This is a genomic window from Orrella marina, assembly GCF_003058465.1.
Classification (GTDB): Bacteria; Pseudomonadota; Gammaproteobacteria; order Burkholderiales; family Burkholderiaceae_B; genus Algicoccus; species Algicoccus marinus.
Map to the genome: position 1 here is coordinate 1,599,209 of NZ_CP028901.1, position 17,082 is coordinate 1,616,290.

Genomic DNA, 17,082 nt, shown 5'->3' on the forward strand with positions numbered 1-17,082 from the left:
TTAGCTTCAGCCTTGTGCTGCATCAGCTGCTGGCGTAAAAGCATCCATAAAAAATGCCTCTTCCGGCAGTCCTGCAGCATCAAAACTGTGGCGAGCCGCCTCGACCATGGCCGGATTGCCGCAAGCATACACCTCGTGACTGCCCAGATCAGGAAAATCGTCCAGAACAGCCTGATGTACAAAACCTGTCCGCCCCGTCCAGCCGTCCTCCGGCAGGGCATCAGAGATGACTGGAATGTAACGGAAACCAGGCAGCTTCTCCTGCCAACTGCTCGCCAGATCGCTCATGTAAAGGTCACGGGGACGTCGACCTCCCCAATACAGGATCGCAGGCCTGGGATTGGACTGCGCGATCATCTGTTCGATGATTGCCTTGATAGGCGCAAATCCAGTCCCGCTAGCCAGGAAGATGATAGGTTTGTCATTATCCTGACGCAGAAAAAACGACCCGAGAGGCCCTTCAAAGCGCAGGATCTCCCTCTCTTTCATCTTGGTAGCTCCAGCACCAAACACATGATCCGTAAAATAGCCTCCCGGCATGTGGCGTACATGCAACTCAAGCTGATTGGCGCCCTCAGGCGGCGTGGCCATTGAGAAACTGCGCCGCTTGCCGTCCTTGAGCAGCAAGTCAACATACTGGCCAGCGTAGTATCTAAAGGTCTCTGCTGCCGGCAGTTGTAAAGTGAGCACTGCCACGTCGTGCGATGGCATCTCGATTCCGACAACCCGCACAGGCAACTTTCGAATCTGAATATCCGAAGCCATCCGGACCTCCCGGGACTCGATCACCATATCCGAGCGCGGCATGGCCTGGCACAATAGCGTGAAGCCAGCGTCTAGTTCGTCAGCCGACAGAACCTGCTCTGGCGCATTCCCTGCATCGTACTCACCAGAAAGGACCTTGCCTTTGCAGCTCGAACATGCCCCGCTACGACAGCTGTAGGGTAGAACTATGCCAGCGGCTAGCGCTGCGTCCAGAACACTCTGGTCATCGGTTGCGCTGAACTGATGTTCACTGGGTTCAATCTTGATCTGAAAGGTTGCCATATCTGTAATAACTCAAATACTCGATGGGGATTGCGGATTCAAAAGCACGGGAGACTTCAGTCTGGTCTGGAACACCCGGCCCTTGCGTGCACGCTTGCTCAAATAGGGCTCTAGCGTATCACCGACGAGGACATCGATTCTCGTCTGGTTACGATAAACCCCTTCGACGCGCAAGCCTTGCGCATCGACCGCGGCAATCTGCGCAAGCATGCTGGCTGCATCAAGCGCCATCAATACTGTTCCACGGCCACCGCCTGACAGCTTCTTGACTTCGGCAAGATCGATGACGGCCAGTTTGCCGTTGGACGAAAGCAGCGCAAGGTGGCTGGCCTGAGAAACCAGCTGCAAAGGCTTAAGCAGTGACTCTCCAGGCTCCAGTGTAATGAACTGCTTGCCACCTTTCTGTCGAGTACTCATTGCACGTAGGGGTGCTCGGAAACCGAATCCGGCAGAGTGCGCGAACAGCCAGACTGAGTCCTCGTTTCCGGCCAGAAAGTGAATGATCTGTGTCCCAGGCTCGAGATCGATCATTGCTGTCACCGGGCTGCCATCCCCGCGCGCTGACGGCAACGAAGCGACTGGCACTGAATAGACGCGACCGTTTGAGCCGATTGCAACAAGCTGATCAGTCGTGCGTACCTCAAATGCGCCGTAGCATCCGTCTCCGTTCTTGAAATTGAACTGACTCGCGTCGTGCCCCCACCCTTGGCGACTTCGCAGCCAGCCTTTGGTCGACACAACCACTGTCACAGGCTCGTCAACCACCTTGACCTCGAGCACTGCACGTTGTGCTGGCTCAATCAAGGTACGACGATCATCACCAAACTGTTTGACGTCCGCCTCGACCTCCTTGATCATCAAACGTCTAAGAGCCGATGGCTTATCGATAAGTTCAGCTAGCTGCACACCTTCCTTGCGCTTGCTCTCAAGCTCCTGTTCGATGCGAATACCCTCGAGTCTGGCGAGTTGTCGCAGCCGCATCTCAAGGATATCTTCCGCCTGGCGCTCAGTCAGGTGAAAGCGTGACATCAGTGCCTGTCGTGGCTCGTCTGACTCTCTGATCGTCTGAATCACCTCATCTACATTCAGGTATACGATCATGCGACCTTCAAGCACATGGATCCGGTCATTGACTGCATCCAGGCGATGCTGGCTGCGTCGCAACATGGTCTGCAAGCGAAACTCGACCCACTCAGTCAGGATGTCACGCAGAGATTTTTGTCGCGGCAGTCCGTTGGTTCCCACGCACACCAGATTGACCGAAACATTGGTTTCAAGGCTTGTCTGGGCCAGCAGCGTGTTGACCAGCTCGTCGCGATCGATTCTTGAAGTCTTGGGCTCGAAGACCAGACGCACTGCCGCATCCTTGCCTGACTCATCCCTCACAGTGTCAAGCAGGCCCAGCATCATTGCCTTGGCTTGCTGTTGCTTGGGAGTCAGTGTCTTTTTGCCAGCCTTGACCTTGGGGTTGGTGATGTCTTCAATTTCTTCGAGCACTCGCTGTCCGGAAGTCCCCGGGGCAAGTTCGGTGACAACAAGTTGCCACTGTCCGCGCGCCATTTCCTCAAACTGCCAGCGCGCTCTCACCTTGAGCGATCCACGCCCTGAAGCATAGACCTGAGAGATGTCCTCGGGCGCGTTGATGACATGGCCTCCCCCTGGAAAGTCCGGCCCGGGAATCAAGCGCATGAGCGCCTCATCGTCCAGACCCGGATCTTTGACCAGCGCAACGCAGGCCTGGCCAACTTCCCTCAGATTGTGCGAAACGATCTCGGTTGCCATTCCAACTGCAATCCCGGAGGCACCATTGAGCAACATGACGGGCAGACGGGCTGGCAATGCTGCGGGCTCCATCTGGCTGCCATCGTAGTTCGGAACAAAGTCGACAGTTCCTTCGTTGAGTTCATCAAGCAACAGGCGCGAAAACGGGGTAAGTCGGGCTTCGGTATACCGCATGGCCGCCGCATTGTCGCCATCTCTCGAACCGAAATTGCCCTGACCGTCGATCAGCGGATAGCGCAATGTAAAGGACTGTGCCATGCGTACCAACGCATCGTATGCCGCCTGATCGCCGTGAGGGTGATATTTTCCGAGCACATCGCCCACGACGCGAGCCGACTTGACAGGTCGTGCGCCACCACTGAGCCCCATCGCCTGCATGGCATACAGAATCCTCCGCTGCACAGGCTTCTGACCATCACCCAGATCAGGCAGTGCCCTGCCCCTCACCACCGATACGGCATAGTCCAGATAGGCCTGTTCTGCATAAAGCCCGAGGGTTAATGTGTCGTCAGATTCGAAATCGAACAAAGACGCTTGTTGATCATCACTCATGAACAGTTACTGTCCTAGAAATTACTAAAATACGGCAGAATCGAAAGCAGGTTCGAATGGAGCGCGTTTACAGGTCAAGCTGGGCCAGGTTGCCCTTCTCTTCAATCCACAATCTTCTCTGCGAGGACTCACCTTTACCCATCAGCATGGTAAACATGGAGCGCGTCTGGTCAAATCCAAGATCCCCATACGAGACCTTGAGTAGTCGACGGGTATCAGGATTCATAGTGGTCTCCCATAACTGCTCCGGACTCATTTCGCCCAGACCCTTGAAGCGACCGATTGACCAACTGCCGTCACGAACACCCTCCTGACGCATTTTGTCCTGGAGCGCCTCAAGCTCACCCTCGTCCAGGCAGTAAAACTTGCGCATTGGCCTCTTTCCTTGCGCTGGCACATCAACCCTGAACAACGGCGGGCGAGCAACATAGACATGCCCTTTTTCTACCAGTTTCGGAAAGTGCTTGAAAAAAAGCGTCAACAAAAGCACTTGGATGTGTGACCCGTCCACATCGGCGTCCGACAGGATGCAGATACGACCGTAACGCAAGCTGGTCAAATCAGGGTCATCGCCTGGACCATGCGGATCGACACCAATCGCAACCGAAATATCGTGAATCTCGTTGTTCGCGAAAAGCCGGTCCCGGTCGACTTCCCAGGCGTTCAATACCTTCCCACGCAAAGGCAGAACTGCCTGAAACGTCTTGTCCCGTCCCATCTTGGCCGAACCGCCCGCCGAATCTCCTTCGACCAGAAAAACTTCCGTGCGGGAAATATCACTTGACTCGCAGTCAGTGAGCTTACCCGGCAAAACAGCCACACCAGAGCTCTTGCGCTTCTCGACCTTCTGTGCCGCCCGGGTGCGCGCTTGAGCCTGCCGGATGGCCAGCTCGGCCAGCTTGCGACCATACTCGACGTGCTGATTAAGCCAGAGCTCCAACGCTGACCGGACAAACCCACTCACAAGCCTGACGGCATCCCGACTGTTGAGACGTTCCTTGATCTGACCTTGAAACTGTGGATCAAGTACTTTCGCAGACAGGACGAAACTCACTCGGGAAAACACATCCTCGGACAACAATCGAGTACCTTTGGGCAGCAGACTATGCATTTCAGCAAACGCCTTGACCGCATTGAACAGCCCCTCCCTCAAGCCCGCCTCATGCGTACCGCCTGCCGGCGTGGGGATCAGGTTGACGTAAGACTCTCGAAACATCGGTCCTTCTTCATTCCACACAACAACCCATTGCGCGCCCTCTCCAGGCGAGAAAGTGTCGTCGTCTTGAGCTGCAAACTGCTCCCCCGCAAAAAGCGGGACCAGCAACCCGTCGGTACCAATCTCATCGATCAGGTAGCCTGCCAATCCATCCTTGTACTGCCAGGTTTGCTGCTCGCCCGACTTTTCACTTCTGAGCGTAACCGTGATACCTGGCAAAAGCACCGCCTTGCTGCGCAAAAGACGAACGAGATCGTGTGTCGGTAGCGTTGCCGAATCAAAATACTTGTGCTCCGGCCAGACCCGAACACGGGTACCCGTGTTCCTGCGCCCGACCTCGCCAGTCTTGCTCAATTCCTGTACAACATTACCCTGTTCAAACACCATCTCGTGCTGACCACCATCGCGCCAGACGGTGAGTTCAAGGCGTCGGGACAATGCATTGGTGACTGAAACACCCACACCGTGCAACCCCCCCGAAAACGCGTACGCGCCTCCACTGGCGTGCTTCTCGAACTTTCCACCTGCGTGCAGACGCGTAAAAACGAGTTCAGCAACAGGTGCGTTCTCTTCCGCATGCAGCCCCACAGGAATTCCGCGACCATCATCCTGAACCGCCACACTTCCATCTGTATACAACGTGACATCAATTTGCTTGCAATAGCCAGCAAGTGCCTCGTCCGCAGCGTTGTCAATGACTTCCTGAATAATGTGCAGCGGATTCTCTGTTCGGGTGTACATGCCCGGACGCTGCCGTACGGGCTCGAGACCCTTCAGAACCCGTATGGATGATTCGTTGTAGGAAGGTGAAGTCAAGCTATCCCCATTTCTGTCATGTTCTGGACTCAATCACATTGGCTATCGCGCATAAAGCCCTGAACGTATTGATGCAACGTATTCTACTTTTGCAAACCCCGTTCGACGCCAAGTTTACCGCCCCTGAGCGTCTGCTTAAAATTTGCTCACCTGGACGCATCACGCATTTGCATCTAGCCCTCCCCTCCGGATCGCACCAAAGCCGGCTGTCGGGACGACACGCCTTGCTCCGGAAGCTGCCAGCTACGGAGTTCCTTATATTCAAATTTAATCTGATTATTTAAACAGTATATAGGAACAAACAGGTGACTCGCTACGAACTACCGGAAGAACTTGCACCGAGTAGCGAGACGTCTGCCGCATCATTCCCGCCGATATGTTGCAAAATCGCACCTGGAAATTTGTAAGCAATCGTGAATCAAATCCGACGCCACCGCCAGGGGGCAGGAGCTTAAGTGACGCAAAACAAGTGGCCTTGCTTCGAGTCTGGCAACATCATCATCGAATCAGGTACAAATCAAAAAATCAATTAGAAAAACATGATTTATTAGCACCATGTATGCAACCACCTTCTGTGATCCGGGCCCGGCCACCTCACTTGACGCAGCGAGTTCAGTCTGCCGACACAAGACCTGACCCGTAAACATGTGAAAGGCCATTTATACAAAACTGGTAGCCGACTCGTTTCAACTCTTCCCGGTGGAGTGTTTCGTGTACTGAGAGAATCGGTGTTATGCTTTTATCAGTCTGGTTAAAACAGATGTTAAGGCACCGATCAGGTGCAACATCTCGCCATCTACGGCTAAAGCGACCAAGCAGCGTTGTCTGTCGCCGGATAGTGAACCGACTACCAGGGTAGTCATATTGATCTTCATTCAATTCTGCTTTCTGGTAGTCTTGCTGTATTGGTTTGAAGACAACACCAAGTTCGACGCTTTACGTGCAGGTGCTGATACCCCGTCACAGCATGTACCGCGTACTGTCTTGCCACAGTCAGCGTTTTGCCTGAAGGCTTGAGGCCTGGGCACCTGTCCTGAACATGTGTTGCCCTAAACAAGATTCCATTTTTTGATAGTGAGTGTTTCGATGAGCGAAAACATCAAGAACGTCAGTGATGACACTTTTGCAACCGATGTCCTCGGTTCTGACAAACCGGTTCTCGTGGATTACTGGGCCGCGTGGTGCGGCCCGTGCAAGATGATTGCCCCCATGCTTGAAGACGTTGCGAAAGAGTATGGTGACCGCGTCACGATTGCAAAACTGAACGTCGACGAAAATCCTCAGACTGCTGCCAAGTTTGGCATTCGCGGCATTCCCACACTGATGCTGTTCCAGAACGGAGAGGCCAAGGCAACCAAAGTTGGCGCTCTGTCCAAGTCGCAACTGACCGAGTTTCTCGACAAATCCATCTGATTCCTGACTTCAATCCAGTCGCTTTGCGCAGGATCCCGTCGGATCCTGCCAGCACCTCCCCCGGATTGTCCTCTACTCGCCCCTATATCTGCTTTCTTAAAGAATTCTCTTAAATTCATGCACCTGAACGAACTCAAGGCGCTGCACGTTTCGCAGTTGCTGGAAATGGCCGCAAGCCTGGAAATCGAAAACGCAAACCGTCTGCGCAAGCAGGAATTGATGTTTGCCATCATGAAACGTCGCGCCAAACAGGGCGAACAGATATTTGGTGACGGTGTTCTCGAAGTCCTGCCAGATGGCTTTGGATTCCTGCGATCACCAGACACCTCCTATCTGGCCAGCACGGACGATATTTACATCTCGCCCTCCCAGATCAGGCGTTTCAACCTGCACACAGGCGACTCGATCGAAGGGGAAGTCCGTACGCCCAAAGACGGTGAACGTTACTTTGCACTGGTCAAGGTCGACAAAGTGAACGGCATGCCACCGGACTCAATCAAGCACCGGATCATGTTCGAGAACCTGACTCCGCTGCATCCGAATGAGCCGATGCGCCTTGAGCGCGACATCAAGAGTGAAGAAAATCTGACCGGTCGTATTCTTGACATCTTCGCACCAGTTGGTAAAGGCCAGCGCGGCCTGATTGTGGCAAGCCCCAAATCGGGCAAGACGGTGATGATGCAGCATATCGCCCATGCCATCACCACCAACCACCCTGAAGCCGTCATGATCGTGATGCTGGTTGACGAGCGCCCTGAAGAAGTCACCGAGATGCAACGCACCGTTCGGGGGAAGTTGTGGCGTCTACCTTCGATGAACCTGCAACACGTCACGTTCAGGTTGCCGAGATGGTCATCGAGCGCGCAAAACGCCTGGTTGAACTGAAGAAGGATGTCGTTATTCTTCTTGACTCAATCACCCGCCTGGCCAGGGCATACAACACTGTGGTTCCATCTTCAGGCAAAGTACTCACCGGCGGTGTGGATGCAAATGCTCTGCAGCGCCCCAAGCGATTCTTTGGTGCTGCACGTAATCTTGAGGAAGGCGGCTCCTTGACGATTATTGGCACCGCCCTGATCGAGACTGGCAGTCGGATGGACGAGGTCATCTACGAAGAGTTCAAGGGTACCGGCAACTCGGAAATCCACCTGGAACGACGTCTGGCCGAGAAACGGGTCTACCCGGCAATCAACCTGAACAAATCTGGTACACGTCGTGAAGAGTTGCTGATCAAACCTGACCTGCTCCCCAAGATATGGGTACTGCGCAAATTCATCCATGACATGGATGAGGTAGAAGCAATGGAGTTCATTCTCGACAAGATGAGAACGACCAAAACCAACAATGAATTCTTCGAGTTGATGAAGAGGTAAGCCTCTCAGAAGGTGCGATGTCCGACGCTGCAACGTCGACTCGCCCGGGAGATCAATCCTCCCGTAGGATTGCAAACCCGGACAAACACTTCCCCATAGCCGGTCTCTGCGAGGAGCCGGCTTTTTCTTACGATCCAACGTAACTCAAACTGCTACTTTGCCAGTTGTGCCAGGCCACAAAAAACCGAGCCATAACTAAAAATATCTTTGATTGATCAGTCATGAGATGCGACTGCTCCTCACGCCTGAGGGCGGAGGCTTCCCACTTCAAAGGCGGTTGCGGGCACGCCAGGTGCTCGACTGATACCCGTTTCCGATCTTTGGCGATGTTCGCGCCAAAGAAGTCCCGCAGCCGACACGCCTTGCCGTGGTCGGCTGCTTTCGTGGCTTCAAAGCGTCGTTTCGCCGCTTCGATCTTGCGCGACATGGCCTGCTGCTTGCGTTTCAAGTTCTTCAGCGCCCGGCGCTGGATACCAGCGCATCCTTTAGCCCCAGATCGACGCCGGTAACGCGCTCGATATGGGTTGGCGGTTCGATCTCCGGCAAGCCGTCATCCCCGAGAATCGAGGCGTAATATTTCCCCGTCGATTCCCGTGAGATGGTGACAGTTTTGATTTTGCCCACGATCTCGCGGTGTACAACAGCTTTCACCCAGCCAACCTTTGGCAAACAGGCGAGGTTGCCCTCAAGTTTCACGCGCTGGGGTACGCGATGCTTTGCCGGGATGCGTGCTTGTTCTTGAAGCGCGTCTGCGAGCGGTTTCATGTTGAACTTGCCGAGTTCAACGGGGAAAGTGACCATGTTCACTTGCTGGTCAACTTCCCGCCGGGCGTCGAACTCTCGAAGCTGGTCAACGGCCTCAAGGGCGTTTCAAGCCGCTTGCTCCGCAAGCAGTTCCCTGAGCTTGAGAATCGGTACTGAAAAAATGTGCTCTGGAGTCGCAGCTATTTTGCCGCTTCCTGCGGCGGTGCACCACTGGAAATCATTCCGCAGTATGTCGAGCGACAGAGAACACCGACTTAAACCCAAGGACGCCCTTGGCGTGCGCGCCTTGTATCCCCACCTTGTATCCCCGCCCAATCGGGTCACCTCCGGCTAAAGGACGCTACGCGTCCGGGACCGACTGGAGCGAGGGTTCACTGCGGACTGGCTAAAATTTTCCAGCGTAAGGGAACCCTCCCAGAGTGCGCCGGGTATCTTTCCAGGTGCGAATCTACTGAGCAGGTTGCTGAGCTTGCGCCTTTCCCTGAACCCCACTGGTGGCTTTCGGATCAAACCCCGAGTCCCTGCCTAGTTCGATCCTGTAAACCTCCCGCTCAACACGGGGTGCAGGCTCCTCAGTCGAGCTACTCTGGGCTGCATCACTTGTGCCCGTTGGACTGGAGGGTTTCGAATCAACTGAGGCGGGCGTATCACCAGGAACGGCATCCTGCTTGCCACTTTCTTTCAGCGCCTGCTCCTGAAGCTCACGCACACTATCCGGAAGCGGTTCTTCAGTCGCGCCAACCTCCTTGAGCTGAGGATCAGTCCACGGTCCCCTGACTTCATATCGCAGAGACAACGCACTCTCAAGAGGGGTACGCAAGAGATAGTTCCCAACCAGCGCTCCCAGACCAATCACCGGATTCAGTAAAAAACCCGTTGCCATGGCCGTTCCACTCATGTCCAGATTAGGACGGACGGTTGCACGAATGTTCAACTGTTCAGACACGAGGTTTGCTCCACCATTGAACGCAATAGTCGCCACTGGACTGTCAATCAGCAGATCCGCTGTATTAATCTGCCCTTTGTTGATATCCAAATTGCCCCGGATGCTGCTCCATGGGAAACCATTTGCAAACGTCTCACCGCGATTCACATTTATATTCAGAATCCGGTTGAACGACTGCAGGGACAACAACTCCAGCACACGGGCACTCTCCGAGTTGACGTGATCGAAAATACCTTCGCTCAGATCAATCTGCGCCTTGCCTTGCATACCTTCATATCCAAGAAACCACGGAAAATTCTGCCAATCAATCTGGGCTTTTACAGTACCTTTGCCTCGACGAATCTGCCCTGGGTGACCCAGCGCACCCATAAACTCTCCCAGATCCTTGATATCAAGCTCAATGTCTGCATTCATGCCTGGATTGGACTGAATAAAACGCCACTGCCCGGTCGCACTTAACGAGGCCGCCGGTCCGGTCAGCATGAGTTTCTCGATATTCCAATGCCGATTGCCGGGGCATTCTGTCCAATCAGTTCGAGTCGGCCAAGCTTCATGCCGTGGAGCACCAAGTCATCCACCACCACATCAACGGGCGGAATCGTTGAAAGCGTCGCTTCGTCAGGCAAAACGGGGGCTGAGCTCTTCGCTTGGGCTGACGAAGCTTTTACCGTTGCATCTTCTGGCCGGTCTGCCCCCAACTCGAGCCTGGCCACACGAGCCTGCAGCCGGCCCACGAACTCACCATTCTCCATTTGCCAGTTCAAGGCACCGTTCGTCTGCGTTGACGAGAAATTGACAGCATACCGATCTCCCGTCACCTGCATGGTTGCATTAACATCATTCAGCTTATTGTCACCCCATTTCGCCAACTTTGTCGAAAGCCGCACTGAACTGAGCGCAGGCATGAACGGCTGTGAAGACGGACTCGATGTGCCAAGGTCTTTCATCAGGCTTTCCTGAACCGCCATCCAGGCCGTCGCATCAAGCGTGTTGGTGGCGATGTTGACTGTCAAGGAATCCTTGGATGCAATCGGCGCTGTGCCGATGCCGACAGCAACAGCGGACAAAGCAGAGCCTTGGCCACCATTTCGGCCAGAGGCATTGATCTGAATCAGATTGCCAATGCGCAACGTACCAGATCCAACCGATGCACTGCTCGGATCGATTTCCCACTGAACACGCGTGTTCAGTGGTGTTCCGGATGCCAGTGTCAGAGGTGCTGGAAACAGCAGCTGCACTCCTTTCATGCTGGAATCCAGTGCAATCCTGAAAGGTCCATCAGCAACCGGCTGGGCCACCGTCATCTCAAATGGCAAAGTGCCCCTGACCCACTGATTCAGGGACGGCATTTTGAAATGATTGTTCAGCGGCTGCATGGCCAGTTCACCTTGAATGGCCAGTGTCGAATCAGGTTCGCCAAATGCGCCCGAAACTCGCAAATCACTGCCCAGCACTTTTGCCTGAAGGTTATTGCTACTGAAACCACTTCCCGTAAAGATCGCCTGGCCGGTCACAGACTCAAGCGCGGGAAAATCTGCGAGCTGCAATGTGCCTCCATGCAGATCCAGCGAGGCCTTGAAAGCGACAGCCTCGAGATCATCGAGCGGCATAGTCAGATCAAGGTTCAAGGTCCAGTCACCAGCACCTTTGAGATCGGCCACCATATCAGGTAATGACGCTGCCAGCGCCGTATCTGTCAATGCTTTCTGATAACCTTGCGCCGGCGAGCGGGTCCGAGCCTGTGCCTTGAGCACTGGATTCGAGAAAAGATTCTCCAACGACGCATCCAGGCGAGTCACATCAACCCGGGTGTCCGGAGCAACCGCCAGTCCACCGGACTGAATTGATGCCGTGAGGATATCCCGGTTCAAACTGAGTTTGCCGTTCAACCCGACAAGTGCTGGCCAGCCTGGCTCCTTGTCTCCTTCTGCCGGCGCGTAATCAATGGTCAAATCCTGCACGCTTCCATCTAACGTGAAAACACCTTTGGACTCACCCTCAAACGGAAATTCGGCAAGCGGCCCGCGAACGACAAATGATGCCTTCGGGATCGTGCCAGAAGTGAAAGCCTGTTTCATCCAGCCAATCACATCCCCTCCAACTTCTGCTGGCATGTAATGATAGAGACGCGAAGCATTGAACTCGGCAAGCGACCCTTGCAGATTCAGGTCACCGGCCTCTGAGTCGTGCCGCTTGTTCCATCCACCTCGCAATGTCAAAAGACCATCAGGGGTCTGTGCTTTAACGTCCTCAATCGTCAGGGTTAGGTCTCCCTGCGGACTCTGACGAACCTGCGCCTTTGTGCGAAGTTCATCAAGCCGTACAGTGGCCATCACGTCAGCGGGAGGATCAATCGTGAGGCCCTGCCCGTCAAATTGCAGTGCGACGGGATTGCCAACTCCGATCTCGCTAATGTATGCGGCGTACTCGGAAACCGGCAGAAACATGCCCAGAGGACCATCGAGCCGAAGTTTGACGTAATCGGCTGTCCAGGACGTCAACTCAGGGCTGGCCACCCCTGTTCCCGCATCAGTTCCCGCCGCCTCCAGCGTGACATTGGCAACCTTTCCCTGCTCCAGGGAAAGCCAGTTTCTTGCGGAGTAACGACCTTTCACCTCAGGCAGATCAACCCATGGAGCAAGTGACGCCGGAACAATATCCGACAGTTCAACGTATAGCTCTCCGTCAATCTCCTCATCACCCACCAGGTCAAACCGCCCCCCCAGCCGGTCGCTCGTCATCGCGAACTCGACCTTCTGTTCAGGTGCTGAAGAAAGCTCGAACTCCCCCTCAAAGCGGTGTGAAAGCAGGCTGTTTCTAAGGCTTAATGAAAAGCCCTTGACTTCAAGCGGCGGGGCTTCGCGTTCCTGATCGATCCAGACGATGATGGCGTCATTCAGATCGATACGACGCTGGGAAAGCAACCACCGGACCGGCTCGGCTCTGTGCCAGACTTGGTCCGTCTCATCAGACTGTGACGGAGCATCCTGATCAGACGCCGGTTCAAGATCGAACCCTGCTACACGGATGACACCTTCCTTGCTGCGCTGAATCGCTAGCGCCAACCCCTCGATACCGATATAGCTGAAGCTAGGCTCAAATGCCAGGACAGAGCGCCATGAAAAATTTGCGTGTATTCTCGGCACAACTAGCGCTTCGTGTCCCTGGCTGTCATATACAGTCAAACCGTCAAGCTCGAAAGCCGGAGACAGACCTCCCCACTCAGCCTTGATCTTGTCGAGCACCACTTTGGTTCCGAGCGCCTCCGACAAAGATGACTCGATCGTGGGGCGCCATGAATCGATCCGGGGCATGAACCAGTACTTTGTAGCAAGCAAGAGCCCAGCCACCACAAAGTAGGACACGATGATCAGTAGCAGAACGACGCGTAAAAATCCTTTGAGCACTCGTAAAGTCATGGGGGACTATTCATCAGGTTTCAGATAGCATAAGGTTACCGTGTTTTAACAGTTACCAACATATGATTGACCTTGTAGGTCAAGCTTTTTGTAGCACGTAGAAACTCATGCAAACACCCCTGCTGCAACCCGCGCTCCAATGGTCTGGAGCGCTTTCGCGCCGAACGCTCAATGACACAGATTTTATGCAATGGCTGCAGATCCATTGCGAAGCGCCTATCACCGACCAGCGAATTCGCACATGGCTAGAAGAGCTTGGGGGACAGCCCATGAGCGAGCAAGCGCTCGCCACGCCAGACTGTCGCCGGGTTCTCAGAAAGCTCCGGGAGCGAGTTTTCTATGGCGTGATGGTTCGTGATCTCGCCGGTCTGGCTTCGCTTGAAGAAGTGACCCGTGCCATGACCAGTCTGGCAGACCTTGCGATTGCGCAGGCCTATCGATCGGTCATGGCGCAACTGTGCGAGCGCCATGGGCACCCGGTTGATCCAGACACCGGCAGGCCACAGGAAATGATCATTGTTGGCATGGGCAAGCTCGGTGGACGAGAACTCAATGTCTCTTCAGATATCGACCTGATCATGCTGTACGGCGAGGAAGGAGAAACCTCTGGCAGCAGGCCAATCTCTCATCATGAGTTCTATGGCAAGCTCACGCGAATGATGATGCCCATCCTGTCCGAGCCCGACGAGAACGGACAGGTGTTCAGGACAGACTTGCGTTTAAGGCCAGACGGAGATTCTGGTCCACTGGCCTGGAGTCTGGACGCATTCGAGCATTACCTCTTCACGCAAGGCCGCGAGTGGGAACGATATGCATGGTTAAAGGGCAGAGTCATCGAGGCACAGGCATTTGCGGATAGCGAATCCACCGTCACGTTGCAGCACGTCGAGAGCATGCGACTGCCCTTTGTCTATCGCAAGTATTTCGACTTCGACGCGCTGTCTGCGCTAAGGGATCTGCGTGAAAGAATCCGGCAAGACTGGAACCGCAAGGCGAGTGCCCGAACCGGGGTAGATGCCCAGCACAACATCAAACTCGGTGATGGTGGCATCCGGGAGATCGAGTTTGTTGTCCAGCTCACTCAACTGATACGTGGCGGCAAGATGCCGGCCCTGCAGAAGCGAGGACTATTGTCGGCCCTGAGTGCGCAGGTAAGATCAGGAGTTCTGCCTGCCCAGATCGCCCACTCACTGAAAAAAGCCTATGTGTTTCTAAGACAGGTCGAGCACGCATTGCAATACCGTGAAGACGGACAGACACATCTACTGCCGAGCGATGAAATGTCTCGTGCCAGCCTCGCCCAGGCGCTGCGCATGGAGCCCCGTGCGTTCGAAGCCCAGCTTGCCGAGCACCGCAGATTTGTTGAAGCGACATTCAGGGATGCGTTCCGGCTGGCTGGTTTGACGGGCAGCCACTTCGCCGGGCACCCGTTACCAGATACTGACCCGCTACAGGAGAATGGCGCAGACCCTGCCCAGGCAGTCAACCAAGTGGCCGAGGATGATTCACTCGAGTCCATGATCCTGCTGTTCGGTGCGAGCAGCGAACAAGTGCAATCCAGGATTGATGCGTTTCTGGACGGTCACAGGATACGCAGCCTGTCGGCTCACAGCCGCACCCGGGTCGATGAATTGCTGCCGCTGATCATTAACGCCTCGCTCGGCACATCGGCCCCGCAAACGACCTGCTTCCGGCTACTGGACCTGATCGAGACAATCGCGCAGCGCAGTGCCTATCTCGCGTTGCTGGTGGAGTTTCCCGCCACACTGGTCCGAGTGGCAATGCTGATGGCGGCAAGCCCCTGGGCAGCCCAGTACGTCATCCAGCACCCGGTCGTACTCGACAGCCTGATTGACTGGACTAGCTTGATGGAGTCGATCGACTTCATCAGATTACGCGAGAACCTGCAAGCCGATCTCGATGCCAGCATGTTGCCCGATGGCCAGCCTGATGTTGAGCGGCAAATGAATCTGATGCGTGATCTGCAACGTCAGGTTAGCTTTCAGTTGCTGTCACAGGATCTGGCAGGGGTGCTTTCGGTCGAGTCTCTGGCAGACAACCTGTCTGCACTGGCTGATACCCTGCTGGAGCAGGCGCTGATCCGGACCTGGAAACTGGTCCTTGCACGTGCCAGATTGCCTTACAGGGATCCTCAGTTTGCGATCATCGCGTATGGCAAGCTTGGCGGCAAGGAGCTTGGTTACTCGTCAGACCTGGATCTTGTGTTTATCTATGATGATGATAACGAGAATGCCCAGGAGCTTTACACGAGGCTGGCGGGCCGACTGACGTCATGGCTTTCAACCATGACGTCATCAGGACGATTGTACGAGGTGGACATGCGCCTGCGACCAGACGGCGATGCAGGACTGATGGCTGTTTCTGTCGAATCGTTCGAGGCCTATCAACTCAACAACGCGTGGTCGTGGGAACATCAGGCACTGACGCGCGCGCGATTCGCGGCAGGCGATCCAGTTGTCGGTCAGCAGTTCGAAAAAATCCGGGAAAGAATACTGACGCTTACGCGCGACGCACTGGATCTCGCCACGAAAGTGCGCGAAATGCGCCAGAAGATCAGTGCCGGACATCCGAATCGTACCGAGCTCTTTGATCTGAAGCACGACGAAGGAGGCATGGTTGATCTTGAGTTCGTGACCCAGTATCTGGTTTTGTTACACGCACATCAGCACCCTGAGCTCGTCCCGAATCTTGGCAACATTGCATTGCTGCGTATCAGTGGCGAACTCGGTCTGATCCAAAGCGAGACTGCCAGGGAGGCAATCGAGGCTTATCGGGTTCTGCGTAAACGCCAGCACGAACTGCGACTGCAAGGCCAGGAGAAAGCTCGTGTTGCGCCCGAAGAACTGGCGAGCGTTCGACTAGCTGTCAGAACCTTGTGGAAAGAGGTTCTAGGCAATTGATTTCACACTAATGAAGGAGAAGCAATCATGCTGTTTCTGGTCATCAGCAATCCCAGACCCGAACGTCCCAGCGACGTTGCCGGTTCAAGACGTCACTTCTGGGCCTGGGTACAGCCCTTGCTGGATGCCGGTCATTGTCGCAGCGTGCATGCACGAGTCGGTCGTGGCGTGGTAGCCATGTTCGATGTCGACTCACATCTGACGCTTCACCGCTATCTGAACGAATGGGCTGACATGATACCGGCCGAGTTTGATGTTTATCCGTTGCTCGACGCCGATCAGGCGAAAGGACATCTGCAATCATTGCAAAGCGGGCAGATCCAGACCTGAGCGCCGTAATGAGTCTGGAAACTGGAAGCGAACATCCCCGCTGACACGATATAGTCGGCGCTATTCATCTCACCGAATTTATGATCAGGTACTCGTCACACGATGTCACCATGCGTCAAGCACCTGATTTTCTCAGGCTCTGGCCGGTCGTGATGCGGTGCGCAATGAACCCAGATAGACCCAGAAGACACCTGCCAGTGCAGCCGGTGCAAGGGCCATGCCAAAGGCGACGACGTAATCAGCAATGCCCCGCAGATCGCCAATCGGTGCCATAGTCCAGGTCGGTACAAACGGGGTCAGAATCAAGGCGACCACCAGCATGACAATCACGCCACGTCGAAACAGACGCCAAGCCCCCAGATTGCGACGCCTTGCCCGCCACAGGGATCGCCACAGCACGACAAGGGCGAACAAGCCAGCCAGGGCCCCGATAACAGCAAGCCACCTAAAGGTCTCCCACAGGGTGACCACCACCATCCCGATTGAAAACTCTTCCATTTGT

The 17,082-nt window shown here is 54.9% G+C and carries 11 protein-coding genes and 2 pseudogenes; 5 read left to right on the top strand and 8 right to left on the bottom strand.

Translation table 11 applies throughout. The features are described from left to right. Positions 1–6: 6 nt before the first annotated feature. From DBV39_RS07150 to parE, 3 genes are all read right to left on the bottom strand, one after another. The gene (locus DBV39_RS07150; RefSeq protein WP_108620952.1) at positions 7–1,047 is read right to left on the bottom strand and encodes a CDP-6-deoxy-delta-3,4-glucoseen reductase; all 1,041 of its coding nucleotides are present in this window, start codon (positions 1,045–1,047) and stop codon (positions 7–9) included. Positions 1,048–1,059: 12 nt separating this feature from the next. Next, the gene (gene parC, locus DBV39_RS07155) at positions 1,060–3,381 is read right to left on the bottom strand and encodes a DNA topoisomerase IV subunit A (protein ID WP_108620953.1); all 2,322 of its coding nucleotides are present in this window, start codon (positions 3,379–3,381) and stop codon (positions 1,060–1,062) included. A gap of 67 nt (positions 3,382–3,448) precedes the next feature. Beyond that, positions 3,449–5,413 carry a DNA topoisomerase IV subunit B gene (parE, locus tag DBV39_RS07160; protein WP_108620954.1) on the bottom strand — a complete coding sequence of 655 codons (1,965 nt, stop codon included), beginning with the start codon at positions 5,411–5,413 and terminating at the stop codon, positions 3,449–3,451. Positions 5,414–6,499: 1,086 nt separating this feature from the next. On the opposite strand from parE, the gene trxA reads away from it, so the two are divergent. Beyond that, a complete protein-coding gene (trxA, locus tag DBV39_RS07165) occupies positions 6,500–6,826 on the top strand; it encodes a thioredoxin TrxA (RefSeq protein WP_108620955.1) in 327 nt (108 codons plus the stop codon). 117 nt (positions 6,827–6,943) lie between these two features. Further along, positions 6,944–8,199: pseudogene (gene rho, locus DBV39_RS07170) on the top strand (transcription termination factor Rho). Positions 8,200–8,326: 127 nt separating this feature from the next. Here the strand turns inward: rho and DBV39_RS07175 are convergent. Further along, the gene (locus tag DBV39_RS07175; protein ID WP_108620956.1) at positions 8,327–8,647 is read right to left on the bottom strand and encodes a hypothetical protein; all 321 of its coding nucleotides are present in this window, start codon (positions 8,645–8,647) and stop codon (positions 8,327–8,329) included. Between the two features lie 5 nt (positions 8,648–8,652). Then, positions 8,653–9,000: a transposase gene (locus DBV39_RS19700; RefSeq protein WP_193853095.1), complete on the bottom strand. Its 348-nt coding sequence runs from the start codon at positions 8,998–9,000 to the stop codon at positions 8,653–8,655. Between DBV39_RS19700 and tnpA the strand changes: the two are divergent. Next, positions 8,944–9,222: pseudogene (gene tnpA, locus DBV39_RS07185) on the top strand (IS200/IS605 family transposase); the annotation flags it as partial. The gene DBV39_RS19700 and the pseudogene tnpA overlap by 57 nt on opposite strands. A gap of 190 nt (positions 9,223–9,412) precedes the next feature. Here tnpA and DBV39_RS07190 read toward each other — a convergent pair. After that, positions 9,413–10,393 (bottom strand): YhdP family protein, encoded by a 981-nt coding sequence (locus DBV39_RS07190; RefSeq protein ID WP_108620958.1) that lies wholly within the window; start codon positions 10,391–10,393, stop codon positions 9,413–9,415. Continuing rightward, positions 10,387–13,329, bottom strand: coding sequence for a YhdP family phospholipid transporter (locus tag DBV39_RS07195; RefSeq protein ID WP_108620959.1), 2,943 nt, complete (start codon positions 13,327–13,329; stop codon positions 10,387–10,389). The genes DBV39_RS07190 and DBV39_RS07195 overlap by 7 nt, the downstream gene beginning before the upstream one ends. 107 nt (positions 13,330–13,436) lie before the next feature. On the opposite strand from DBV39_RS07195, the gene glnE reads away from it, so the two are divergent. Both glnE and DBV39_RS07205 read left to right on the top strand, forming a co-directional pair. After that, on the top strand, positions 13,437–16,250 hold the full coding sequence (gene glnE, locus DBV39_RS07200) for a bifunctional [glutamate--ammonia ligase]-adenylyl-L-tyrosine phosphorylase/[glutamate--ammonia-ligase] adenylyltransferase (RefSeq protein WP_108620960.1): 2,814 nt from the start codon (positions 13,437–13,439) through the stop codon (positions 16,248–16,250). Positions 16,251–16,277: 27 nt separating this feature from the next. Then, positions 16,278–16,580, top strand: coding sequence for a DUF3303 domain-containing protein (locus DBV39_RS07205; RefSeq protein WP_108620961.1), 303 nt, complete (start codon positions 16,278–16,280; stop codon positions 16,578–16,580). A 132-nt stretch (positions 16,581–16,712) separates the two neighbouring features. Here the strand turns inward: DBV39_RS07205 and DBV39_RS07210 are convergent, their stop codons facing one another. Further along, complete coding sequence (locus DBV39_RS07210; protein WP_108620962.1) at positions 16,713–17,078, bottom strand: hypothetical protein; 366 nt, start codon at positions 17,076–17,078, stop codon at positions 16,713–16,715. Positions 17,079–17,082 lie beyond the last annotated feature (4 nt).